Genomic DNA, 24,670 nt, shown 5'->3' with positions numbered 1-24,670 from the left:
AGAACCTCGCGGACCCGCCGGTGATGGCGTCCAAATGGGTCTCCAATGCGGCGGAAAAGTCTCCCCGAGTCCATGACCTGAATTTCAAATTTTGTCCAGCAAAGTCACGATCCTAGGCCTCGGTCGAACGGCCGCAGGTAAATTCCTCGGGGGAGGGAGGGATCCATCCCGGAGACACCCCTTGGCAGACGGCGTGCGAGCAGGTAATCGACGGCCCTTCGCGGAGGACGGAACCGATTTCTCTTCGTACGCCACTGGCGCTTCTGCTCGTTTCACTGGGTGCGATTGCTGCCGTGTGGTGGTGGCTGGCCACGCCGATCACGCTCGCGCGCGCGCCGATCGATCCCAGCGACAAAGTTCAATGCGTCTCCTACGCGCCGTTCCGCGGCGAGCAGTCGCCGCTGAACGCGTGGACCCATATCGAGGCCGACCAGATCGAACAGGACCTGCGCCAGCTCAAGGAGATCACCGACTGCGTCCGCACCTATTCGATGGAGAACGGGCTCGACCAGGTGCCGGCGATCGCCGCCAAGGTCGGTGGGCTGAAGGTGCTCCAGGGCATCTGGCTCTCCAGCAACCGCAGCAAGAATTTTGAGCAGGCCGCGCTCGCCGTTCGTCTCTCCAAGGATTTCCCCGGCATCGTCACCAGCATCATCGTCGGCAACGAGGTGCTGCTGCGCGGCGAGATGACGACGGCGGACCTCGTCTCCATCATCCGCTCGGTGAAGGCGCAAGTCAGCGTGCCCGTCACCTATGCCGACGTCTGGGAGTTCTGGCTCAGGAATCGCGAGGTCTACGACGCCGTCGACTTCGTCACGATCCACATCCTGCCCTATTGGGAGGACATTCCGGTCAAGGCGAAGTTCGCAGCAAGCCATGTCGAGGCGATCCGCGAGCGCATGGCGGTGGCGTTCCCCGGCAAGGAGATCCTGATCGGCGAGACCGGCTGGCCCAGCGAAGGGCGCATGCGCGAGGGCGCGCTGCCGTCGCGCACCAACCAGGCGCGCGTCGTCTCGGAGATCCTCTCCCTGGCGAAGTCGAACAAGTTCCGCGTGAACCTGATAGAGTCCTACGACCAGCCGTGGAAGCGCAAGTTGGAAGGCACCGTCGGCGGCTATTGGGGACTCTTCGACTCAGTGCGCCGGAACCTGAAATATCCGCCGGGCCAGCCGATCAGCAATTTCCCGTACTGGAAATGGTACATGGGCGCGGGCATGGGCCTCTGCGTGCTGGTGTTCGCGATCGCCGGCCTCACGCTGCGCAGGCGGCCGTGGACGCCGCGCTTCTCGGCCTGGCTTGGCGTTGCCATTTCGGCGACGTCAGCGGGCATCCTGCTCGGGATCGGCGCCGACAAGATGTACTATGAGAGTTACGGCATCGGAGGCTGGCTGCATTGGGGCATCCTGCTGCTCGCCGGCATCCTGTCGCCGATCTTCTGCGCGCAGGCGATGGTGATCGGCCGCAGCCTTCCGACCTTCCTCGATCTGCTCGGCCCGCGCGAGGGGCGGAAATGGTCGAAGCTCACCGCTCTGCTCGGCCTGACGCTTGCGGTGACTGCTGTGATCGCGGCGCAGACCGCGCTCGCCTTCGTGTTCGACCCGCGCTACCACGACTTCCCCTACGCCTCGCTGACGATGGCGGTGGTGCCGTTCGCGGTGCTGATGCTGAACCGGCCGCAGATCGGCCAGCGTCCGATCGCGGAATCGGTGTTCGCCGGCGTGCTCGCGTTGTCGGCCGCTTACGTGCTCTTCAACGAGGGCCGCGAGAACTGGCAGTCGCTGTGGACCTGCGCGATCTATTTGCTGTTCGCGCTCACGCTGTGGCGGGCGCGGGCCGAGCAAATCCGAGAATGAACAGGCCGATCGCAAGGCCGGACAGCACGACATTGTAGAGCACGATGCCGAGACCGGCGGCGATGATGCCGACGGTCAGAAGCACGATCGACGGTCGCATCAGGTTCAGCGTCGCAACCACCAGCGCCACAATGCCGAACACCGAATTCTTGAACAGCACGGTCGAGACCGAGCGCGCCTTGCACATCAGCGTCTGAAGCCCGGCATCGCAGGCGAGCCCGACGGTCGAGTTCTCGATGCCGAGATAACGCAGATAGATCGCGTAGCCGACGGACACGAATCCGACGACGATCAGGAACTGCACCTGGTAGGGCGTGAGGCGGAAGGGCTTTTTTGTCATGGGCGCAATATGGTCGGGATGGCGCGGAGGGGCAACAGGCGAGGTGGATATTTCTGATCGCGTGCGTCGTTCGGCGATTGATTGCTCGACGGCCGTAAACGCCCCGCGTTGATCAGAGGCCGCAGCGAGCCCCGCGGTCGCGCAACAAGAATCCGCGGGTCATGATCTCGCTCGTACGCGTGTCTACCGCCTGAAGAACGACGACAGCGTCGATCCCGCCGACGCCGCCTCCGGCTTGGCCGGTGCGGCTGGCTGCTGTGCCGCGGGAGCAGGCGGAGGCTCCTCGCGCCTTGACGAGCGCTTTGTGGAGTAGCTGCGGCGACGCTTCTCGGGCTTGGCGGTCGGTGCGGGAGCAGGTGCGGCCTCGGCTTGCGGCACGGCGTCCTGGTTCTTCTCGGAGTTCTTCTCCTGAACCCTGTCCTGCGACTTGTCTTGTCCCTTGTCCTGCGCCTTGTCCTGACCCTTCTCTTGGCCACCGCGCATCGACAGGCGCTGGCCGTCGAACACGGTCGTCTCGCAACGGTGGTCGTTTTCGGCGAGGCCCGCGCAGAGTTTTGCGGCGGCGGCTGCGTTGATCAATGGGCCGGCGCCGAGGCGCAGCTGCATGCCGAGGCCGGTACTGCCTTCCTTGATCATGATGATCGGGCGCAGGGCGGCGATCTCCGGATTGGACTTGGTCAGGCCGCGCCACAGCGCGCGCAGGCCGTCGATCGAGTTGGCGCCGCCGAGGTCGATCGCAAAGCGCGTCTGCTGAACCGCGATCGCGGGTGACACGCTTTCGGTTGCCTCGGGCTTGGCTGGCACCGCGGCGATCTCGGTCGGGGCGGGCGCCTGTTCGGGCTTCTTCTCGGCGGCCTTCTCGGTTGTCTCGGGCTGCACCAGTTTCGACGCGGCGGCATCAGGTGGCGCCATGATCGACTTGGACGGCACCAGCGGAAGCATGGGCAGCGCCGACGTCGTGAGCGGCGACTGCGACACCAGCGAGGCCGCGGCAGAGGTCTGCGGCGGCGGGAGCAACTGCTCCTTTGCGGCCTCCTTCAGCGCGTCTTTGGCAGGCTCCTTTGCCTGTTCCTTCGCGGCTGCCGCGCGCGACTTGTCATTGGAGGGAGCCGGCGTCGAGGCGACCGGCGCGACGCTGGGCGGCGTGGGCTGTGCGTCAGGTGCCGGCGTGTCCTGCGGCTTCGCGCTCTGCCTGGCGATGGCGCCGGTGACCGAATCCATCCCTTGCTCGAGCACGGTGACGCGCGAATAGAGTCGGTCGCGATCGGTGTTCAGCGTCTCGATGGCGGAAGCGAGGCGGCGGGCCTCGTTCTGGCTCTCCTTGGTCAGCGTCTGGAGCCGGTCGGCCTGGCGCGACAGATCGGCCGACGCAATCTGGTCGCGGTGCCAGCCGAGCTGGGCCTGATTGGCCATCACAGCCAGCACGACGGCGCCGACGGCGGCCACGCCCCACGAGCCCAGTCGCCACATCAAGCGGCGGTCGACAGCGCTTTCTTCGGCCAAAAGTCCGGAGAACAGCCCGCCGGTCTCCTTGGCGCCGAAGGCATCCGCCAGTGGGTCGGAATCCTTTGCCATGAACGTTAAGTGCCCAGCCCCGAACAGCTTCCCCGAATCAATCAAGGAACATTAACAGGAAAACCCCGTCGCACTTGAATTCCGGGCGTTCGCGGGGGTAGCAAGGCGGCAGCTCGTGACGGCATCGGCCTGCCGCCACCCATTGATTCGGCCGTATTTGACAGGATTTCGATGACCGCCCGTTCCAGCCTCACGATCGTGCTCGCCGCCGGCGAAGGCACGCGCATGCGATCGAGCCTGCCGAAAGTGCTGCACCCGGTCGCGAGCCAGAGCCTGCTTGCGCATGTGCTTGCTGCCGCACCGAAGGGAACCGGCACCGCGCTCGCCGTCGTGATCGGCCCCGACCATCAAGCTGTCGCGGACGAGGCGAAGCGCATCCGTCCGGATGCGCTCACCTTCGTGCAGACAGAGCGGCTCGGCACCGCGCATGCGGTGCTGGCGGCGCGCGAGGCGATTGCGCGGGGCGCGGACGATCTGCTGATTGCCTTCGGCGACACGCCGCTGATCTCGGCCGAGACCTTCGCGCGGCTGCGCGCCCCGCTCGCGAAGGGCGCAGCAATCGCCGGGCTCGGTTTTCGCGCCGCCGATCCCAGCGGCTATGGCCGCTTCATTGTCGAGGGCGGCCGCCTGGTCGCGATCCGCGAGCAGGCCGATGCCAGCGCAGAAGAGCGCAAGATCGATCTGTGCAATGCCGGCTTGATGGCGATCGACGGGCGCCGCGCGCTCGAGATCCTCGACAAGATCGGCAATGCGAATTCGAAGGGCGAATATTATCTGACCGACGCGGTCGGCATTGTCCGTGAACAGGGATGGGAGTCTGTCGTGATCGAGACCAGCGAGGACGAGGTGCGCGGCATCAACACCAAGGCGCAGCTCGCCGAGGCCGAAAGCGTGATGCAGGCGCGCTTGCGGAAAGCGGCGATGGAAGCCGGCGTCACGCTGATTGCGCCCGAGACCGTTTATCTGTCCGCCGACACCGTGTTCGGCAAGGACGTCACCATCGAGCCGTTCGTGGTGATCGGTCCGGGCGTGTCGATCGCCGACGGCACGGTGATCCATTCCTTCTCGCACATCGTGCAGACCACGCTCGGCAGGAACGTCTCGATTGGCCCCTATGCGCGACTGCGCCCCGGCACCTCGCTCGGCGACGGCGCGCGCATCGGCAATTTCGTGGAAACCAAGGCCGCGACGCTGGAGGCCGGCGTCAAGGTCAACCATCTCTCCTACATTGGCGATGCCACCGTCGGTGCCAATTCCAACATCGGCGCCGGCACCATCACCTGCAACTACGACGGCTTCAAGAAGCACAAGACGGTGATCGGGCAGGGCGCCTTCGTCGGCACCAACTCATCGCTGGTCGCCCCGGTGAAAATCGGCAACGGCGCCTATATCGGCTCCGGCTCGGTCATCACCAAGGACGTGCCTGACGATGCGATGGCGCTGGAGCGCAACCAGCAGACCATCAGGGAAGGCGGCGCGGCGCGCTATCGCGAGCTGAAGACGGGCGGCAAGAAGTTGGAAAAGAAGACGGAGACGTGAGCGCCAGCTGCCGTGTCCTCTCGCTTTATTCGCGATCTGGTCAGTTTTCTGATCGAGACGTTCGTCACGGGGATAGGGCGGTCGCTGCTGCGGGAACCGTACGAGGACAATCCGCCCGAGATTGTGTGCCTCGTCATCGGGCTGGCGTTCTGGGTGCTTGTCGCTTTCCTGGTGTTTGCCGTGGCGCGGGGGTGGTGAGGCTTCCGCTATTCGTCGTCGGAGAATTCCGAGAAGATGGCGCGCGTCAGGCGCCAGCCGCGCGGCTTGGCGCGTTTCGCAGGCTCTCCGGGAGTGTGCTTGACGAAGACGGGCTTGCTTTCCTTGCCGCGCTGGGGCGGCGGCCAATGCGCAAGGTGCGTGCCCGTGGTCTCGCTGGCGTGCACAGACATCGATGACAGACCTTTGCGGCCGGACGAACTCTTCATGGCCTTACTCTCCTGACCGCGAATCGTTGGTCAAACTTGTTGACAACAAGTTAATTCGCGCGGTTTAACGCCGGCCAATTCGACGCAGTCGAAACCGGAAACGAACCGGCGCTGTCTCAATCAGCAATAATTATTGAGTATCTGGTTCCTTAGGAACTTGGCTAGAAACCGAGCGCGTCGTTTAAGCGATTTTTCGACGATTTGGGGGATATTGATCCGCATGTGCGGGATTGTCGGCATTCTCGGGCGCGCGCCGGTTGCAGAGCAATTGGTGGATTCGCTCAAACGTCTTGAATATCGCGGCTACGACTCCGCGGGGGTCGCCACGCTCGAAGGCAAGCATCTCGAGCGCCGCCGCGCCGAGGGCAAGCTGAAGAATTTGGAGAAGCGTCTCGAGGCCGAGCCGCTCAAAGGCACGACCGGCATCGGCCACACCCGCTGGGCCACCCACGGCAAGCCGACCGTCAACAATGCCCATCCGCACGCGACCGAACGCGTTGCCGTGGTCCACAACGGCATCATCGAGAATTTCCGCGAGCTGCGCGAGGAGCTCGAGAAGAAGGGCACGGTGTTCCACACCGAGACCGACACCGAGATCGTGCTGCATCTCGTGGACGATCTGCTGACGCGCGGCAGCAAGCCGGTCGAGGCGGTGAAGCTGACGCTGGCGCGGCTGCGCGGCGCCTTCGCGCTCGGCTTCATCTTCGCCGGTGACGACGACCTCATGATCGGCGCGCGCAACGGCCCGCCGCTCGCGATCGGATATGGCGACGGCGAGATGTATCTCGGCTCCGACGCCATCGCGCTCGGCCCGTTCACCGACACGATCAGCTATCTCGAAGACGGCGACTGGGTCGTGCTGACGCGCAAGAGCGCCACGATCTTCGACAAGGACGGCCATGCCGCCCAGCGCGACAAGATCAAGCACGCCGCCTCGACCTCGCTGGTCGACAAGGCCAATTACCGCCACTTCATGGCGAAGGAGATCCACGAGCAGCCGGAAGTGGTCGGCCACACGCTGGCGCGCTATGTCGACATGGCGGCCGAGCGCGTCTCGCTGCCGGTCAAGCTGCCGTTCGACTTCAAGAGCATCCAGCGCATCAACATCACGGCTTGCGGCACCGCGAGCTACGCCGGCTTTGTCGCCAAATACTGGTTCGAGCGTTTTGCGCGCGTGCCGGTCGAGGTCGATGTCGCCTCCGAATTCCGCTACCGCGAGGCGCCCTTGCGCAAGGGCGATCTCGCTATCTTCATCTCGCAATCGGGCGAGACCGCCGACACACTGGCGGCGCTGCGCTATGCCAAGGCCGAGGGCGTGCACACGGTCGCCGTCGTCAACGTGCCGACCTCGACGATCGCGCGCGAGAGCGAGACGGTGCTGCAGACGCTGGCCGGCCCCGAGATCGGCGTTGCCTCGACCAAAGCCTTCACCTGCCAGCTCATGGTGCTGGCAAACCTTGCGATCGCGGCCGGAAAGGCCCGCGGCGAACTGTCCGACGAGGACGAGACCAAGCTGGTCCATGGCCTTGTCGAGATCCCGCGCCTGATGGCGGATGCGCTCACCACCGAGCTGCAGATCGAGAAGCTTGCGCACAGAATTGCCAAGTCGAGCGACGTGCTCTATCTCGGCCGCGGCACCAGCTTCCCGCTCGCGCTCGAAGGCGCGCTGAAGCTGAAGGAGATCTCCTACATCCACGCCGAGGGCTACGCCGCCGGCGAGCTGAAGCATGGGCCGATCGCGCTGATCGACGAGACCATGCCGGTCGTCGTCATCGCGCCCTACGACCGCGTGTTCGAAAAGACCGTCTCCAACATGCAGGAGGTCGCCGCCCGCGGCGGCAACATCATCCTGATGACCGACGCCAAGGGCGCGGAAGAGGCGACGGTCGAATCCCTCGTCACCATCGTCATGCCCGACATGGCGGCGGCGTTCACGCCGATGGTTTATGCCGTCCCCGTGCAGCTGCTCGCCTATCATACGGCTGTCGTAATGGGCACCGACGTGGACCAGCCGCGCAATCTCGCCAAGTCGGTGACCGTGGAATAGGCAGAAGGGATATCGGTCGGTCGCTTCGTGGTCTTCCAAAACCTGCTAGAAGACCCTAGCTTGTGTGCTGCGACCGACCTGGAACCCGAATGACCCCCCGTGACGACGCGCCTGCGCCCCTTGATCCCGTGCCGGAGCCGCATACCGGCCTGATGGGCCGCTTCCGCAACTATTTCCTCACCGGCCTCGTCGTGACGGGGCCGATTGCGATCACGCTGTATCTGGTCTGGTGGTTCGTCACCTGGGTCGATGGCGTGGTGCGGCCGTTCGTGCCGCTGGCCTACCGGCCCGAGACCTATCTGCCCTACGTCATTCCCGGCTGGGGACTGATTGTCGCATTTTTCACGCTGACGCTGGTCGGCTTCCTCGCGGCCAATCTGATCGGCCGGACGCTGGTCGACGTCGGCGAGACCTTCCTCGGCCGCATTCCGGCGGTGCGCGCCATCTACCGCGGCCTGAAGCAGGTGTTCGAGACGCTGTTCTCGGGCAAGGGCTCGAGCTTCCGGAAAGTCGGCCTGGTCGAGTTTCCGTCGCCGGGCATGTGGTCGATCGTGCTGATCTCGCAATCGCCGAACGAGGACATTTCGCGCAGCCTGCCCGGGCAGGAGGAGCATGTCTCGGTGTTCCTGCCGTGCTCGCCGAACCCGACCACCGGCTTCTTCTTCTACGTGCCGAAGAGCAAGATCATCGAGGTCGATCTCACCGCCGAGGATGCCGCGACGCTGATTATGTCGGCCGGCGTGGTGCAACCGGGCTCGGCGCCCGACCCGAAGAAGGCTGCGGCGCTCGCCGGCATGGCGAATGCTGCGCGCATCGCCAACGCGTCTGCGCTCCAGCCCCAGCCTGCGAAGGTGGAGTAGGGCCATTCCGCTGCGGGATGGCCGTCGGTCACGCGGGCATTCGCATCCTCTGCTATTCTCCGGCTGATCTGAGCGCCTCGCTTGGAATTCGACCTGGAGTGCACGATGACCAAGACGACGCCAAAGACCATTGCGATCCTTGCGCCCGGCGCCATGGGCAGTGCCGTGGCCCGCCGCCTCGGCGAGAACGGCGCACGCGTGCTGACGTCGTTGCAAGGGCGCAGCGAGGCCACGCGCAAGCGCGCGGCTGACGCCGGCATGGTCGGCGCCGAGGATGACGAGATCGCCGGGGCCGACATCATCCTTTCAATCGTGCCGCCGGGCGAAGCTGTCGCGCTGGCCGAGCGGCTGGCCGCGCTGATCGTCAGGCGCGCGAAGAAGCCGGTCGTCGTCGACTGCAACGCGGTCAATGTCGATACCGTGCAAAGAATCGAGGAGATCATCGGTTCGGCGCAGGCGCCGTTCGTCGACGGCGGCATTATCGGGTTCCCGCCGCAGCCCGGCAGCAAGAGCCCGGCCTTCTACCTCTCCGGCGAGCACGCCAAGGACCTCGCGGTGCTGAAGGATCTCGGGCTCGACGTGCGGATTGTCGAGGGCCCCGTGGGCGCGGCCTCCGCGCTGAAGATGTCCTATGCCGGCATCGTCAAGGGCCTGGCTGGCATCGGCTCGGCCATGGTGGTCGCGGCGACGAAAGCGGGCGCGGCCGATGCGCTGCGTGACGAACTCGCGCTCAGCCAGGCCGCGGTTCTGGCCCGGCTCGAAGTCGCGCTGCCGGATATGATCCCGAAGGCCTATCGCTGGGTCGCGGAAATGCGGGAGATCTCAGGCTTCCTCGGGGCCGATCATCCCGCCAGCCAGATCTACGAAGGCTTTGCGCGCTGGTTCGAGCACCTCGCTGCGGACGCGAATGGCGAGGCGGTGGATGCGGAACTGATGAAGGCGTTCGCTGCGCGTATCGCGCAGAAGAAGGCCTAGCTTGCCCGTCTGAAGTCACGGCAATGGATCATTCGCCGTGCACTGAAACCGACTCCAGAAAACCCTCTATGTCACGGTCGCGTCTGAGGCGCACGACCGGGACATCAGCGCCAAACTGGATGCGCTCGGCCTCGATAACAGGGACGCGCTCGGTGTCGTAGCGCCACGCTTCCTTCATCAGCTTCCAGTCGAACTGTTCCGGACACCCCTCGGGCAGATCGGGCCGGACTTTGTTGCGATCGAACGCTGAACGCAACAGAATGCGCCACTGGCACACCCAGCGCGGGCGGTCGATGACGACCAGCGTGTCCGCGCGCGCGAGCGTGAGATCGAAGGCCAGCCCCGAGAAGCTGCCGTCGACAACCCATTCGTCGCCGGCGATCGCATTGGCGACGCGTGCCCGAAAGCCCGGCTTGTCGGAAGGCTTCCAGCCCGGCCGCCAATAGAGCACGTCGAGATGCACCACAGGCAGCCCGAGCTTCCGCCCGAGATTTCGGGAGAGACTTGTCTTTCCGCTTCCCTGGGAGCCCACGACGATGATCCGGCGCATGGGCCGAGGATTCCATGAAATCAGCCTCGGCGAAAGATTGCGCTCTTGGTCGAGGACTAACCAAGACGAGTGATCGACGATCGTTCGGGGCTGAAGCGAAATCCGCTTGCCCTGCCAGGGGGGCAGTGGCTGAATGCGCAAAGCCGTGACATGTAACTTCACGGGGGAGTTCGAATGAGAGTGCTCGTCATCGGCGCGGGAGCGCTTGGAGGTTATTACGGCGCTTGCCTGGTCCGAGCCGGCCGCGACGTGACCTTTCTGGTGCGGTCCGGGCGGGCGGAACAATTGCGGCGAAATGGATTGCAGGTCGTCAGCCCGCATGGCGACTTTGCTGTGCAGCCGAAAATGATCCTGGCGAACGATCTCAAGGCCCCGTTCGACGTCGTGCTCGTCGGCGTGAAATCCTATTCGCTCGAAGACGCCATGAGCCAGTTTGCCCCGGCCGTTGGCGCCAACACGATGATTCTGCCGATCCTCAACGGATTGAAACATATCGACGCTCTGACGGCGCGGTTCGGCGCCGCGCGCGTCCTCGGCGGGCTCGCGAACGTCAGTGCCGGGCTCGATGCGGATGGCCGTGTCGTTCAGTTCATGGCCAATCAGACCATTGTCTTCGGCGAGCTCGAGGGATCGTTGAGCGAGCGTGCGCTCGCGCTGGAGACGCTGCTCCAGGTCCCCGGCATCGACGTGCGTGCTAGCGAAGCGATCATGCAGGACATGTGGGAGAAGTTCGTGCAGCTCAGCACGCTCGCCGGCATCACTTGCCTGATGCGCGCAAGCATCGGAGACATCCTGTCTGTCCCGAAGGGCGAGGAGGCGATCTTCCGCTTGTTCGCGGAGTGCTGCGCCATCGCGACGGCGTCCGGTTTCGAACCACGGGCGCCGTTCATCGAGTTCGACCGGAAGCTCTTCACGACCATGGATTCGCCGCTCAAAGCCTCGATGCTGCGGGACATCGAGCGCGGCTCGATCACCGAGGCTGAACATATTCTTGGCGATATGGCCAACCGGGCCTACGCACTTGATATCGACACGCCGTTGCTGGATCTGGCTCGCGCGCATGTGGCGGCCTACGAAGTCGGTCGGCAGAGAGCAGGGGGCTAGCTAGCCTGCTCCGATCAGGGGAATCGCCTCGTCCCGCTCATACAGATACAGCAGGCACCGCAATGCCTCGCCGCGTTCACCCTTGAGTCTCGGGTCATCCTTCAGGATGCGCAACGCTTCGTCGCGGGCCTGCGTGATGAGCTGGCCGTGCACCTCCGAGCGCGCGATGCGGTAGCCGGGCAGGCCGCTCTGGCGCACGCCCAGCACGTCGCCTTCGCCGCGCAGCTTCAGGTCCTCCTCGGCGATGCGAAAACCGTCGGTGGTCTCGCGGATCACCTTCAGCCGCGCCTTCGACATCTCGCCGAGCGGCTCCGAGTAGAGCAGGAGGCAGGTCGAGGCTTCGGAGCCGCGCCCGATGCGGCCGCGCAGCTGGTGCAATTGGGCCAGTCCGAAACGTTCGGCATTCTCGATCACCATGATGGTCGCGGCGGGCACGTCGACGCCGACCTCGACCACGGTGGTCGCAACCAGGAGGCCGATCTCATGGGCGGCGAACTGGCCCATCACGCGGTCCTTCTCGGTGCCCTTCATCTGGCCGTGGACCAGGCCTACGCGGTCGCCGAAACGCTTTTGCAGGCTCTCGAAGCGTTTGGTCGCATTGGTCAGGTGCTCGGTACCCTCCGCCTCGGATTCCTCGACCAGCGGGCAGATCCAGTAGACCAGCTTGCCCGACTGGAGCGCGCGGCCGATGCTCTCCGTGACCTCGTCGAGGCGGCTCATCGATATGGTGCGGGTCTCGATCGGCTGGCGGCCGGCGGGCTTCTCGCGCAGCTCGGAGATGTCCATGTCGCCGAAATAGGTCAGCACCAGCGTGCGCGGGATCGGCGTCGCGCTCAGCACCAGCACGTCGACGGCATCGCCCTTCGAGGTCAGCGCGAGGCGTTCGCGCACGCCGAAACGATGCTGCTCGTCGACGACGGCGAGGGCGAGATCGTTGAAGATCACGTCGTCCTGGATCAGCGCATGGGTGCCAACGAGGAGATTGATCTCGCCGGATTCGAGTTGCGCCAATAGCTCGCGCCGCTCTTTGCCTTTCTCGCGGCCGGTGAGGATGGCGACCCGCAAGCCTGCGCGCTCCGCAAGCGGCGCGATGGTCTTGATGTGCTGCCGCGCCAGGATTTCCGTCGGCGCCATCAATGCGGCCTGCTTGCCGACCTCCGTGACGGCGGCGGCAGCCAGCAGCGCCACCACGGTCTTGCCCGAGCCGACATCGCCCTGAAGCAGGCGCAGCATGCGCACGGGTTGCTGCAGATCGTTGGCGATCGCTGCGGCCGCGTCGCGCTGCGACGTCGTGAGGGCATAGGGCAGGGCGTCGATGATCTTGTTCCGGAGATGCCCATCGCCAGCGTTGCGGACGCCAGCCGGGCGGCGCAGTTGCGCGCGGATCAGGGCGAGTGCGAGCTGACCGGCCAAGAGTTCGTCGAAGGCGAGGCGCGACCAGAACGGCTTTTCAGGCAGGATGTCCGTGAGCTCGACCGGCTGGTGCACGCGGTTGAGCGCTTCCGCGATCGGCGGAAAATTGCAGCGCCGCATCACCTCCGGGCTGATCCATTCGGGCAGCGCCGGCAGCTTCAGAAGCGCCTGCGCGATCGCGCGTCGCAGCGAGCCGAGCGCAAGTCCCTCCGTCAGCGGATAGACCGGGTCGATGCCGGAGAGCTTTGCGATCGCCTCCTCGTCCAGCACGCGGTCGGGATGCACGATCTGCGGGATGCCGTCATACATCTGGAGCGTGCCCGAGACGTAGCGCTTCTCGCCCATCGGCAGCAGTTTTTCGACATAGCCGGGTTTGGCGCGGAAGAAGGTCAGCACGACATCGCCGGTGTCGTCGCTGGCATAGACCAGATACGGCGCGCGGGCGTTGCGCGGCGGGGGCGGGCGATGGCGATCGACGGTGACTTCCAGCGTCACCATTGTTCCCTGGACCGCGTCGCGGATCTTTGGCCGCGCGCGGCGGTCGATGACCTGGCTCGGCAAATGCAGCAGCAGGTCAACCAGGCGCGGCGTCTCATTGCGGCTGAGCAGGTACTGCAGCAGCTTGTCCTGCTTCGGACCGACGCCGGGCAGGCTGGTCACGGGAGCAAACAGCGGATTGAGCAGGCTGGGGCGCATTCGTGGAATCTAGAACCGTTCGCTGCCGTGATGGCCAGTTTTGTGCTGGACGTCCACGGCTTTATTTCGGCCTGGCCATGATGGGGCCTGCCTGGACCGGCGGAGTGCTGCCGGTCCAGGCGCGACCATGCTATGCGGCTCGAAACGCGGCGCCCTTGAACCGCTTGACCGGCCGGCCGCGCTCGAGCTGATCGTGCGCCGCGTGCGCTTCGTTGCGGGCGGCGATCGCGGCCAGCTCGCCTTGCAGCCTGAGCAAAGCCGCCAGCCGGTCTAGTGCCAGCGCCTTGTTCCGATGTTGCGAACGTTCTTCGCGTGCGACGACCGCAAGTCCGCTTGGAACGTGGACGGCCCGCACGGCGCTTTCGGTCTTGTTCTGGTGCTGGCCGCCCGGGCCGCCGGCACGGAAGGCCTCAAAGCGAACATCCTGGGTGCTGATGGCCTTCGCCGCGTCGGGCAGCGCGGGAAGCTCGAAAACGCCGATGAACCAGTTCTTGCGCTTGTGATGCGGCCTGAGCGGGCTTTGCACCGTCCATTGGATCGCACCGATCCACGGCCGCGCAAAGGCGGCCGCACCGTCGCCATGAACGACAACGAGCGCCGATGCGGGACCGTGCTTGTCGGGATTGGGGCCTTCAAGATGGTCGGTATCGAAGCCGAGCGCGGTCGCTTCGCTGACGAGAGCCGCAACCGCGTTCGCCACCGCGATCCGGCATTCCGCCGGACCGCGTCCGCTGGTGAACAGAAGGCGGATCATCGGCGATCCTCCTTCCAGCCCTTGTCGCGCTTGCCGCTCGCCGGGACACTGGACTGCGCCTTCTTGAATGTCAGCAGTGGCCGGAAGGTTGCCACCACGCGCACCAGGCCGAACTCCACGAGGTCGCCGATGATGCGCTCGATACTCTTGTAGGCGTCCGGCGCTTCCTCCGCGAGCAGGCCGCGATCCCCGCAGACGACGATGCCGCCGAACGGATTGCGTTCCAGCCTTGCGATGTCGGACTTCTTGACCCGGACACGACCGTGCATGGATGCACGATCGTATTTGCGACCCGCTCCGTGCGCGAGCGATGCAAGCGCCTCGGCTGGCATGTCCGCGAGAGGCTCGACCAGATAGGACAGCGTACCGCGCGATCCCGGCACTGGCACGAGTCCGCGATCGGCGGCTGCAGCCCCCTTGCGATGCAGCGCCATGACTTCGCCCGCGGCACTGGGCCGACATTCGACCATGTTGTGCGCGAGGTCGCCAACGGGACGCAGATCAGCGCGGGCTGCGATGCCTGCCCGTTCCGCGATGATGCGACGATTGAGTTTGGCCCATCGCACGGCGTGATCGTGTGCCGCGAGGTAAGCATGTCCTTCGTCGCTCTCGATGGTCAGGCTATCGTATCCGTCGCGGAGAGCCCGCTCCAGAATCGAGAAGCCAAGGCCCCGGGATCCGGAATGGACCAGCACGTAAGCGAGGCTCCGCTCGAGGCCGGCTCGTGCAGCCGCATCCGGTGCAAGGATGTCGTCGATGGCCTGAATCTCGCAGAAATGGTTGCCGCCTCCGATGCTGCCGAGCGCGGCATCAAAGGTGGTGGCATCCAGTCCATCGTTGGCAGCGGTGCTCTTGGCGTCGCCATCCCAGGGCTGGTCGAGGTCGTGCATCCGCTCGGCCAGGTGATCGAGCCGGAGCTTGCGCGCGGCCACGCCGAGCTCGAACAGGCCCATGCCGCAGCCGATGTCGGAGCCGACCAGTTGCGGATGAATCCGTTCCGACAGAATGGCGCAGCCGACCGGGCCATATTTGCCCGGATGCAGATCAGGCATGGCAGCGACCGCCCGGACTCCAGGGAGCCCAGCGACGTGTTCCAGTTGAAGTGTTGCGTTGCCTTCGATCCATGATTTGGACGAGGCGAAGATGTGGATCGGCGCGCGGCCGTCCACGTTGGCAGAAGTGCCCATTGAAAAGCTTTCAGCAGATAGGGATCGTTGACACGCGCAGCTGTGCTATGCGCGTGGTTTCCCTAACGGCGCGGCCAACGCACGCGCAGTTTAGGCGATGCCCTCGACGGGGCGGCGAGACATGATCGTCATCGAGCCTTCTCCCTGATGATCGCGCCCGCGGGGCGCGAAATCGGGCAGACACATAGCGGTGAAATTGAAAAGCTGCAAGTGGCAGGGCCACACCCGGCGTTTTTGCACGCACCGGCGCCTGGAATGCTGCTGACATTCGCAAGCTCAGGGCCTATATCACCCCGGCCCGGCACGTCCGGGCTTTTGGCGTTTGACTGGATTTGAGACATGACGGGAACGACACGATCGAGCAACGGACTGGACGATCGCCGCAAGCGGTTGCTGTTCCGCTGCTGGCACCGCGGCACGCGCGAGATGGATCTGATCCTCGGCCGCTTCGCGGATGCCGAGATCGGCAACCTGTCCGACGCCGAGCTGACCGAGCTCGAGGCCCTGCTCGAGGTCAACGATCCCGATCTCTATGCCGCCATCACGGGTGACAAGGTGCTGCCAGCTGATGTCACCGGCGCGATCTTCGCGCGCATCAAGGCATTCCCGATCGCGGACCGCGACGCATGAAGCAGGGCATGAAATCTCCGGCCGAGCTGCTCACGCCCGGCCGCGCGCTGACGCTTGCCAATGTGGCGGAAGGCGCCGAAGGCCTCGTCATCTCCGATCTGGCGCGCGCGATCGCGGCGCGGCCGAAGAAGCCGGCCGTCAGCCTTGCCGTGGTCTGCCGCGACGGTGCGCGGATGCAGCAGCTCGAACGGGCGCTGCAATTCTTTGCGCCCGATCTGCCGGTGCTGCAGTTCCCGGCCTGGGACTGCCAGCCCTATGATCGCGTCTCGCCGCATGGCGGCATTCTGGCGCAGCGTCTGACCACGCTGGCGCGGCTCGCCTCGCTCACCGGCAGCGACAAGCCGCTGATCGTGCTGACGACGGTGAACGCGGTGGTGCAGCGCGTGCCCTCGCGCGATCTGGTCGCGGCGCAGGCGCTGTCGGTCGCGCCCGGCAATGTCGTGCCGATGGACACCATCGTCGCCTGGCTCGAGCACAACGGCTACAACCGCTCCTCGACCGTGCGCGAGCCCGGCGAATATGCCGTGCGCGGCGGCATCCTGGACCTGTTTCCGGCGGGCCTTGAGCAGCCGGTCCGCTTCGACTTCTTCGGCGACAGCCTGGAATCGATCCGCACCTTCGACGCCGAGACCCAGCGCACGCTGCTCGACATGCGCGCGCTCGACCTCGTGCCGATCTCGGAATTCCAGCTCGTCACCGACACCATCCGCCGCTTCCGGATGGGCTATGTCGCCGAGTTCGGCGCGCCCGAGCGTGACGATGCGCTGTATGAAGCCGTCAGCGAAGGCCGCCGCCATCCCGGCATGGAGCACTGGCTGCCGCTGTTCCAGGACCGGATGGACACGCTGTTCGACTATCTGCAAGGCGCAGCCGTTGCGATCGAGCCGCAGGCCGAGGACGCCATCCGCGAGCGCTTCAAGCAGATCCTGGACTACTACCAGGCCCGCCGCGACGCGATGGAGCATCCGGGCGGCGGTGCCATCTACAAGCCGCTGCCGCCTGACAGGCTCTATCTCACGGACGAGGAATGGAGCAAGCGCGAGCGCGAGATGCCGCTGGTGCGGCTGACGCAGTTTTCAGTCCCGGCCGACGGCGCGACCATCGTCGATGCCGGCGCGCGCAAGGGCCGCGACTTCGCACCCGAACGCAATGACACCACCGTCAACGTGTTCGAGTCCGTGGTCAGCCACGTGATGGCTTTGCACGCGGAGCGCAAGAAGGTGGTGATCGCGCTCTGGAGCGAAGGCTCGCGCGACCGCATGACCTCGATGCTGCGCGACCACAAGCTGACCCACACCACCAGCGTCAACAGCTGGCGGACGGTGCAGGCGACCCCGCGCAACGAGACCATGCTCGCCGTGCTCGGCATGGAGAGCGGTTTCGAGACCGACGAGATCGCGCTGATCAGCGAGCAGGACATCCTTGGCGACCGCCTGGTGCGGCCGCGCAAGGCCAGCCGCAAGCTCGACAATTTCATCTCGGAGGTGACGAGCCTCACCGCCGGCGACATCGTGGTCCACGTCGATCACGGCATCGGCCGCTTCATCGGCCTGCAAACCCTCGACGTCGCCGGCGCGCCGCATGACTGCCTCGAATTGCATTATGCCGCCGAGACAAAACTGTTCCTGCCGGTCGAGAACATCGAGCTGCTGTCACGCTACGGCTCCGACCAGACCACGGTCGAGCTCGATCGTCTGGGGGGCTCCGGCTGGCAGACGCGCAAGGCAAAGCTCAAGAACCGCATCCGCGAGATTGCTGGCGAGCTGATCAAGATCGCCGCCGCGCGTCATCTGCACGAGGCGCCGAAGCTGCCGGTGCAGCAGGGCCTCTACGACGAGTTCTGCGCACGCTTCCCCTATGACGAGACCGAGGACCAGCTCGGCGCGATCGAATCCACCCTGAAAGACCTCGAGCTCGGCCGTCCGATGGACCGGCTGATCTGCGGCGACGTCGGCTTCGGCAAGACGGAGGTCGCGCTGCGCGCGGCCTTTGCCGTCGCGCTCGAAGGCAAGCAGGTCGCGGTCGTGGTGCCGACGACGCTATTGGCGCGCCAGCACGCAAAAACCTTCACCGAGCGCTTCAAGGGCTTTCCGGTGAATGTGGCGCAGGCCTCGCGCCTGATCGCGACCAAGGAGCTGAACCTGGTCAAGAAGGGCATTGCCGACGGTTCGGTCGATATCGTCGTCGGCACCCATGCGCTGCTTGGTAAAGCCATCAAGTTCCGCGACCTCGGCCTCGTCATCGTCGACGAGGAGCAGCATTTTGGCGTCACCCACAAGGAGCGGCTGAAAGCGCTTCGTGCCGAGGTCCATGTGCTGACGCTGTCGGCGACCCCGATCCCGCGCACACTGCAATTGGCGCTGACCGGCGTCCGCGAGCTTTCGATCATCGCATCGCCCCCGGTCGACCGCCTCGCGGTGCGCACCTTCGTGGCCCCGCATGATCCGCTGATGATCCGCGAGGCGCTGCTGCGCGAGCGCTATCGCGGTGGGCAGGCGTTCTACGTGGTGCCGCGCATCGACGACCTCGCCGAGGTCAAGGACTTCCTCGACAAGAACGTGCCGGAGATGAAGGTCGCGGTCGCGCACGGCCAGATGCCGCCGGCGGTGATCGAAGACATCATGACCGCGTTCTACGACGGCAAGTTCGACATCCTGCTGTCGACCACGATCGTGGAATCCGGCCTCGACATTCCCAATGCCAACACGCTGATCGTGCACCGCGCCGACATGTTCGGCCTGGCGCAGCTGTATCAGCTCCGCGGCCGCGTCGGCCGCTCCAAGCTGCGGGCCTACGCGCTGTTCACGCTGCCGGCGCAGCAGAAGATCACCGCGCAAGCCGAGCGCCGGCTCACTGTGCTGCAATCGCTGGAGACGCTGGGCGCGGGCTTCCAGCTCGCCTCGCACGATCTCGACATCCGCGGCGCCGGCAACCTGCTCGGCGAGGAGCAGTCGGGCCACATCAAGGAGGTCGGCTTCGAGCTCTACCAGTCGATGCTGGAGGAGGCGATCGTCAACCTCAAGGCCGGCGTGTCCGAGCCCGCCGCCGACCGCTGGTCGCCGTCGATCACCATCGGCATGCCCGTGCTCATTCCGGAAGACTATGTCGGCGACCTCTCGGTGCGGCTGTCGCTGTACCGGCGGCTGGCCGATCTCGACACCGAGGAGGAGATCGAGAACTTCGGCGCGGAGATGCGCGACCGTTTCGGCGTGCTGCCGGACGAGGTGCGCTATCTGTTCAAGGTCGCCGCGATCAAGGCGTTCTGCCGCAAGGCCAATGTCGGGAAGATCGACGCCGGCCCGAAGGGCGCCGTCATCGCCTTCCGCGACAATTCGTTCGCCTATCCCGACCGCCTGGTGTCGTTCATCCGCAGCTACGGTCAGGCCGCCAAGGTCCGGCCGGACATGAAGGTGGTGTTCCTGCAGGACTGGGAGACGCCGGAAGAGCGTCTCGCCGGCACCACCGAAATCATGCGTCAGCTCGCGCAACTGGCGCAGAGCAAGAAGGCGGCCTAGCTGCTCCGAGCGCCACCGGCGCGGTATTTGGATACGAAAACAGCGGCATATGGCCACTTGCGGAATGATCGAACGCCAGCCATGTTCGATTCATCGAGTTCGGCCGAACGACTTGGCCTCGCCGCTGCTAGCGTGCTGACTGACGACCTGATTCGTGTGACCCGCGACTGGTTTACCGGCCGCGGTTTTTTTGTACCGCAAAGCGGGCTAACCCGCCCATTGAAATGCTGAGGTGGCGAGCTTGTCTATCAATATCGATCCCGGCCGGGAACACGACGACGAACACGACGACGTCATGTACCCGCAGGTCCTGCCGTTTGTATTGGTCCACGCAGGATGCGTCGCAGCGATCTGGTCGGGCGTCTCGTGGCAAGCCGCTACCATCTGCGTGGTTCTGTACTGGTTGCGCATGTTCGGGATCACCGCCGGATATCATCGGTACTTCTCGCATCGCTCCTACGCGACCAGCCGGGTGTTTCAATTCATCCTGGCTTTCCTTGCCCAGAGCAGCGCCCAGAAGAGCGTGCTCTGGTGGGCGGCCAAGCATCGCCATCATCATCTGCACTCGGATACGGCGAAGGATGTGCATTCGCCCCGCCACAAGGGCTTCCTCTACAGTCATGTCGGCTGGATCTTCTACCGGCAGCACGATGCAACCGATCTGGTGAAAGTCGCGGATCTGGCATCGTATCCCGAGTTGATGTGGCTGCACAGGCTGGAGCTTCTGCCGGCATTCGTGCTCGCGGGCCTCTGCTTCCTCGTTGCCGGATGGTCCGGGCTCGTGGTTGGCTTCCTCTGGAGCACCGTGCTTGTGTACCACGCCACGTTCTGCATCAACTCACTCGCGCATGTTCACGGACGCAAGCGGTATGTGACCGGCGACGACTCCCGCAACAACTGGCTGCTTGCATTCTTCACGATGGGTGAGGGGTGGCACAACAATCACCACGCCTATCAGGCCAGCGCCCGGCAGGGCTTCTACTGGTATGAGATCGATCTGACCTATTATGTCCTGGTGGCCCTGTCCTGGGTCGGGATCGTCCGGGATTTGAAGACGCCGCCCAAGCTGGTTCTGCGCAACGAGCACCAGTTGGGATCGCGCGTCGTCAAGCAGGCGGCCGAGCAGCTCGCTGCGCGCTTCAATCCCGAACACATCGCGTCGGCGATCAGGACGTCGATCCATGAGACCGAATTGTCGGTCCGGGACGCGATCACGCTGTTGCAGCACCGTGCCGATCTGCGCCTGTCCAGCATGCCGACCCGCGAGCAGTTGCTGGCCGAGGCGCAGCGCATGTTCGCGAAGACGATGTCCCTGGACGACATTGTCGACCGTGCCCACGAGCTCCTGAACGAGACTGTTGGCTTTCTCCTGGCTGCTCCCACTCCCGCTCCCGCCCTGGCGGCGGCCCCGAAATCGGGAGCGAATGGCGGCGGTTAGCGCGCGTAAGGGGAGTTCGTGAGATCAGGGAATGCCGGCGGATGACTACGACGCCGGCCTCACAACTAAGGATGGGCGAGATCGACAGGCCGATTCACGACCATCCGCTCCAGTAGCTTGACCCCGCTAGCGATCTGCTGATCGAAGTCCTTTACTGAATAGTCCTCGCCCTGACCCTTGTTGGACGAATTGATCCGAATCCAGGCGGTCAGGCCGTTACGGCAGGCCTTGAGCAGGCAGTTTCCCGAGAAATCGCAATCGAGCGGGTAGTATCGACTTGTCGCGCGTTCGCCCCGGTCGAGAAACTTGATGAAGGCGCTCGTTGGAGGGCTCCGGTGATTGTCCTGCCTGGTCCAACCGTATTGGTCCGCCGGCAGACCCAGAGCGGCTTCACGATAGCGCGCCCACTGGGGCAGCCAGGCTTCGCAATTCGTGTCCAAGCCACTGAGGATGCCCACGCCGGTGACGCCTTTCGCGACTTGTTCGCCCAGCATTTCGCGCGGGCGCGTCTGTGAAACGCGGACGGAACTCCATGCGGACGACCGCAACGTTGCGGAATAACGACCGGGGGCGCCAACCAGGTCAGTAAGAGTAAATTCGAGTGGGCTTTTGCCGGGCGGCGTCGATACGGCGAACGTGGTCATCGTCCTTGTCGAATTCTCCTCCGGGAGAGCCACGAGCACATCCTTCAACTGGATCAAAAATCTACCGTCGGGCTGTCGCGGAACCTCTTCGCCCAGCGCAGCTCCAACCAGATTCACTGGCATGAGAAAGATGAGGGCCGCGAGCCTATGAACGAACTGCATGACATTCCTCACGGGACACGCCAATGATAGCCGATTGCGCTATTGCAAGAGTGGGCAAGGCGAAGCGTGCCCATCGCTTCTGTCGTCTTGGAAGGATGGTGGGCACGGCGCAGATGCGCCTTTGCCCTCCTACGGCAGCGAGGTTGTGACTACGACGCCGCGCGGGACGCGTCGGCTGAGAGGCGCCCGAGCAGTGACCGCGCCGTATCCGACGGCGACAGCGAGTCCACGCTGACCACGGGATCGCTGCGCATCTCGTGCTTGCCGTTCGAGGTGTGCCGCATCACCGCCGAGAGGCGGCGCGCGATCATGTGGGCGGTGCGGAAATCGGTCTCCGCGAACACGACGATGACCGAGCCGTCCTTCTGTGCCGCGCCAAAATCCATCTGCCGCATCAGGCGGCTCAGGATGCGGGCCGCGTCGAGCTGGGCGCGGGAATTGCCGGGCTCGAAGGCGAAGCGCGCCACGGAGAGGCCGCCGCCGCGAGCAAGTGTCTGCTCGACCGCCTTGGCGAAATCGCGGGCAAAGGCTTCCACCGTGAGCAGGCCGCTGCGCGGATCGAGCCAGCCGCCGGCATCGATCGAGCGCAGCGTGCGACTCAGTTGCGCTTCCATCGCGTGCTGGCGGATCAGCGGCAGCGCGTTGGCGGCGACCCTCGCCGGCTCGCCCGGGATCAGTTCGAGATTGGGCAGGTCGTACGTCTGCGTGAGCTGGTGCGCGGTGACGACCACGGGCAGGCTGCGGAAGCGGGTGTCTTCGGCGAGCACGGTAAGGAAGGCGTCGGTGACGCGCGCGGTAAATCCTTCGGCGAGCACGACGCCGTCGATATCGCGGGTGTTGAGATGCTTGGCCGCGGCCTCGATCGAGAGCGCGCCGACGACGCCGACGCGCTCGCCGAGTGCAACGGAGAGCGCAGGATAGGCTGCGCCGCGGCCGATCAGGAGCACGGTTGCATCGCGTGCCGGATCACTCTCCGGCAACCCGACTTTCGCCTCCGGCAGCCGGCGCAGAACCGTCGCATGGAGGGTCCGTACGCGCAGCGCGGCGCGGAGCCGCGCGACGAGGCGGTCGGAATTGCCGCCGCGCGAGGAGAAGGGCAGGGCGTTCTGCGGCAGCGTGCCGGCAGCATCGAGCGCCACGAAGGGAAGATAGGGCGATTGGCCCGCGATCTTCCTGGCGAGCGGCGCCAGATGGGGCTCGTGCCCGGCATGCATCGCGGCGAGAACCGCGGCCGGCTGCACCTGCTCGACCGCGCGCGCCGCGCTGGCCCAGTCGGTGTCGACGACGGGGAAGAGACGGGCCTCGTCCAGAGCCGCAATGCAAGGCGGCCGCTGGGCATTGGACACAAACAGGATCGGGCCCGCCTGGGACATCGCAAACTCTGATCACGCAACAGATGCTGCGCAATCTAGTCCGGTCGCCTTAATGCAGCGTCAATGGACGGGTCGAAACTGCGCCTAAACCGGCCCCGAGCGGTCGCGAAAAGCCTCGACCATCAGGGGGTTAAGCCCGAGTTCATTGAGCGCTTCGCGGGCGCGGGCATTGTCCTGGGCCCGGCCTGCGAGCCGGTGGCCCGAGAGCCGGTCGGGCAGCGCGGTGAGCAGGGCGCCCTGGCCGAGCCGGCGCGCCCATTCCTGGAGGTCGTTGGAGAGGAAGCGGTAGCCGCCGACGGCCATGATGCCGGAGGGCGGCGCGGTGATGCAGATCGCGCCGCTCGGACGGTCGAGCCGCGCGGCATAGCCGGTGTCGACATAATCGCGCGGCGGCTGCGTCATCAGGGTGTCGCCGACCGGCTGCGGCGGCGCGTAGGCCGCGATCGGCACCATCGCCCCACGCAGGCCGAGCGTGCCCTTGGGCGTCAGCAGGATCTCGCCGGCGATGGAGGAGCCGGACTGCTCACGCGGGGCGCCGTGCGGCCCGGGCATCACCGTAACGGGCATGCCGTCCTCGCCGCGGCGGGCGCCGAACAGACCGGCCTCGCCGAATAGATAGACGTCGGTCAGCGGTGCATGCGGCGCAATCCAGGCATCGCTCGCCGCCACCTGCTCGGGTGCGCGCCAGAGGCCGATGACGTTGCGCAAGCTCGGCAGCCGTGCCGCGAGATCGGAATCGCCCAGGCGCAGCGCGAGCTGCGCGGGGGCGATCAGCACCTCGCATGCGTGCTCGTTGATCTGCTGCTCCAGCACCTCGTTCTCGAAGGGATGATGCAGCGCCAGCGTGCCACCGCAGAGCAGCCACACCGCGAGCGAGGAAGCGAGGCCTGCGAACGACATCGGCGCGAACGCCGCCATCACGGTCGCGCCCTGCTTGATGTCGGCCTCCAGCGACATCGCGAGCCCGCCGGCGATCAGGCTGAAATGCGGCCGCGGCACCGGGCGAAAGCCTTCCGCGGTGACGTCGAAGGAGATCATCGCCGCCTTGCGGCCGTCCTGGATCACGGTGCGGGTGGTGCCGGGCGGGCGGGCCAGCACGTCGTCGAGGGAGGCCATGCCCTCGGGCAGGTCGGCTCCGAAACCGCAGACGTAACGGATCGAGAAGGCCTCTGCGGCGGCATGCATCGCGAGGTCGGAATAGCTGACGCCGTCGACCTTGCTCATGGTGACGATGGCGCGCGCCGCGGTGCGGTTCAGCGCGGCGGTCAGTTCCGCATGGCGCCACAGCAGCGGCAGCACGGCGACGACGAGCCCGGCGCGATGCGCGGCGAGCACGGTCAGCACGAATTCGACCGTAGCAGGCAGCTGGATCGCGATGACGGAGTTGGCCGGCAGCCCCGATTCGACGAAATGCGCCGACAGGGCCTCGATGGCAGTGTCGGCCTCGGCGTAAGTCATCCGGCGCGGCTGGTGGCCGGTCACGCGGGCTTTGTTGAGGGGATCGAGCAGAGCGGGCGCGTGCGGTTGCCGCATCAGCGTGCGCTGAAACAGCGTGTCGAGCGTCGGCGATACGGCTGGCTGATTCACGGC

20 protein-coding genes are annotated in these 24,670 nt (G+C 65.5%); 10 read left to right on the top strand and 10 right to left on the bottom strand.

Annotation, left to right across the window (positions count from 1 at the left end):
- Window positions 1-293: 293 nt before the first annotated feature.
- The gene (locus NLM15_RS22895; RefSeq protein ID WP_254119623.1) at window positions 294-1,853 is read left to right on the top strand and encodes a beta-(1-6) glucans synthase; all 1,560 of its coding nucleotides are present in this window, start codon (window positions 294-296) and stop codon (window positions 1,851-1,853) included.
- Here NLM15_RS22895 and NLM15_RS22890 read toward each other — a convergent pair.
- Together NLM15_RS22890 and NLM15_RS22885 are read right to left on the bottom strand one after the other, a co-directional pair.
- Window positions 1,813-2,193: a hypothetical protein gene (locus NLM15_RS22890; RefSeq protein WP_254119621.1), complete on the bottom strand. Its 381-nt coding sequence runs from the start codon at window positions 2,191-2,193 to the stop codon at window positions 1,813-1,815. The genes NLM15_RS22895 and NLM15_RS22890 overlap by 41 nt on opposite strands.
- A gap of 183 nt (window positions 2,194-2,376) precedes the next feature.
- Window positions 2,377-3,768 (bottom strand): hypothetical protein, encoded by a 1,392-nt coding sequence (locus tag NLM15_RS22885; RefSeq protein WP_254119619.1) that lies wholly within the window; start codon window positions 3,766-3,768, stop codon window positions 2,377-2,379.
- 171 nt (window positions 3,769-3,939) lie between these two features.
- Here NLM15_RS22885 and glmU point away from each other — a divergent pair, with 171 nt between their 5' ends.
- Window positions 3,940-5,307, top strand: a complete 1,368-nt coding sequence (glmU, locus tag NLM15_RS22880) for a bifunctional UDP-N-acetylglucosamine diphosphorylase/glucosamine-1-phosphate N-acetyltransferase GlmU (RefSeq protein WP_254119617.1) — start codon at window positions 3,940-3,942, stop codon at window positions 5,305-5,307.
- A gap of 12 nt (window positions 5,308-5,319) precedes the next feature.
- Window positions 5,320-5,505 carry a hypothetical protein gene (locus NLM15_RS22875; RefSeq protein ID WP_254119615.1) on the top strand — a complete coding sequence of 62 codons (186 nt, stop codon included), beginning with the start codon at window positions 5,320-5,322 and terminating at the stop codon, window positions 5,503-5,505.
- Window positions 5,506-5,513: 8 nt separating this feature from the next.
- Here the strand turns inward: NLM15_RS22875 and NLM15_RS22870 are convergent, their stop codons facing one another.
- A complete protein-coding gene (locus tag NLM15_RS22870) occupies window positions 5,514-5,732 on the bottom strand; it encodes a hypothetical protein (protein WP_254119613.1) in 219 nt (72 codons plus the stop codon).
- 220 nt (window positions 5,733-5,952) lie between these two features.
- Between NLM15_RS22870 and glmS the strand changes: the two genes are divergently transcribed.
- The 3 genes from glmS to NLM15_RS22855 all read left to right on the top strand — a co-directional run bounded on the left by glmS (window position 5,953) and on the right by NLM15_RS22855 (window position 9,614).
- Entirely contained in the window at window positions 5,953-7,779 is a 1,827-nt protein-coding gene (glmS, locus tag NLM15_RS22865) for a glutamine--fructose-6-phosphate transaminase (isomerizing) (protein WP_254119611.1), read from the top strand.
- Between the two features lie 89 nt (window positions 7,780-7,868).
- Window positions 7,869-8,639, top strand: coding sequence for a DUF502 domain-containing protein (locus NLM15_RS22860; RefSeq protein ID WP_254119609.1), 771 nt, complete (start codon window positions 7,869-7,871; stop codon window positions 8,637-8,639).
- 105 nt (window positions 8,640-8,744) lie between these two features.
- Entirely contained in the window at window positions 8,745-9,614 is an 870-nt protein-coding gene (locus tag NLM15_RS22855) for an NAD(P)-dependent oxidoreductase (RefSeq protein ID WP_254119607.1), read from the top strand.
- A 28-nt stretch (window positions 9,615-9,642) separates the two neighbouring features.
- Here NLM15_RS22855 and NLM15_RS22850 read toward each other — a convergent pair whose 3' ends face one another.
- Complete coding sequence (locus NLM15_RS22850; protein WP_254124762.1) at window positions 9,643-10,485, bottom strand: hypothetical protein; 843 nt, start codon at window positions 10,483-10,485, stop codon at window positions 9,643-9,645.
- Here NLM15_RS22850 and panE point away from each other — a divergent pair.
- Window positions 10,393-11,268, top strand: a complete 876-nt coding sequence (gene panE / locus NLM15_RS22845; RefSeq protein WP_254124361.1) for a 2-dehydropantoate 2-reductase — start codon at window positions 10,393-10,395, stop codon at window positions 11,266-11,268. The two genes, NLM15_RS22850 and panE, sit on opposite strands and share 93 nt — an antisense overlap.
- Here panE and recG read toward each other — a convergent pair whose 3' ends face one another.
- From recG to NLM15_RS22830, 3 genes are all read right to left on the bottom strand, one after another.
- Window positions 11,269-13,377, bottom strand: a complete 2,109-nt coding sequence (gene recG, locus NLM15_RS22840; protein WP_254119605.1) for an ATP-dependent DNA helicase RecG — start codon at window positions 13,375-13,377, stop codon at window positions 11,269-11,271.
- 130 nt (window positions 13,378-13,507) lie between these two features.
- Window positions 13,508-14,131 (bottom strand): peptide chain release factor H, encoded by a 624-nt coding sequence (prfH, locus tag NLM15_RS22835; RefSeq protein ID WP_254119603.1) that lies wholly within the window; start codon window positions 14,129-14,131, stop codon window positions 13,508-13,510.
- Window positions 14,128-15,318 carry an RNA ligase RtcB family protein gene (locus NLM15_RS22830; RefSeq protein WP_254119601.1) on the bottom strand — a complete coding sequence of 397 codons (1,191 nt, stop codon included), beginning with the start codon at window positions 15,316-15,318 and terminating at the stop codon, window positions 14,128-14,130. Before NLM15_RS22830 ends, prfH begins: the two co-directional genes overlap by 4 nt.
- A 339-nt stretch (window positions 15,319-15,657) precedes the next feature.
- On the opposite strand from NLM15_RS22830, the gene NLM15_RS22825 reads away from it, so the two are divergent.
- The 3 genes from NLM15_RS22825 (at window position 15,658) to NLM15_RS22815 (ending at window position 20,901) form a co-directional block, all read left to right on the top strand.
- A complete protein-coding gene (locus tag NLM15_RS22825) occupies window positions 15,658-15,948 on the top strand; it encodes a succinate dehydrogenase assembly factor 2 (RefSeq protein WP_254119599.1) in 291 nt (96 codons plus the stop codon).
- Window positions 15,945-19,463, top strand: coding sequence for a transcription-repair coupling factor (gene mfd, locus NLM15_RS22820; RefSeq protein WP_254119598.1), 3,519 nt, complete (start codon window positions 15,945-15,947; stop codon window positions 19,461-19,463). Before NLM15_RS22825 ends, mfd begins: the two co-directional genes overlap by 4 nt.
- A gap of 295 nt (window positions 19,464-19,758) precedes the next feature.
- Complete coding sequence (locus NLM15_RS22815; RefSeq protein ID WP_254124359.1) at window positions 19,759-20,901, top strand: acyl-CoA desaturase; 1,143 nt, start codon at window positions 19,759-19,761, stop codon at window positions 20,899-20,901.
- Between the two features lie 65 nt (window positions 20,902-20,966).
- On the opposite strand, the gene NLM15_RS22810 is transcribed toward NLM15_RS22815, so the two are convergent.
- The 3 genes from NLM15_RS22810 to NLM15_RS22800 form a co-directional block, all read right to left on the bottom strand.
- Window positions 20,967-21,707 carry a hypothetical protein gene (locus tag NLM15_RS22810; protein ID WP_254119596.1) on the bottom strand — a complete coding sequence of 247 codons (741 nt, stop codon included), beginning with the start codon at window positions 21,705-21,707 and terminating at the stop codon, window positions 20,967-20,969.
- 149 nt (window positions 21,708-21,856) lie between these two features.
- Window positions 21,857-23,080: a GGDEF domain-containing protein gene (locus NLM15_RS22805; RefSeq protein ID WP_254119595.1), complete on the bottom strand. Its 1,224-nt coding sequence runs from the start codon at window positions 23,078-23,080 to the stop codon at window positions 21,857-21,859.
- An 84-nt stretch (window positions 23,081-23,164) separates the two neighbouring features.
- Entirely contained in the window at window positions 23,165-24,667 is a 1,503-nt protein-coding gene (locus NLM15_RS22800) for a class I adenylate-forming enzyme family protein (protein ID WP_254119594.1), read from the bottom strand.
- Window positions 24,668-24,670: the final 3 nt, after the last annotated feature.

Origin of the sequence: Bradyrhizobium sp. CCGB20, from assembly GCF_024199855.1 — a bacterium.
Classification (GTDB): domain Bacteria; phylum Pseudomonadota; class Alphaproteobacteria; order Rhizobiales; family Xanthobacteraceae; genus Bradyrhizobium.
Note: the sequence above shows the minus strand (reverse complement) of the source record. Positions and strands in the feature narration are given on the sequence as shown.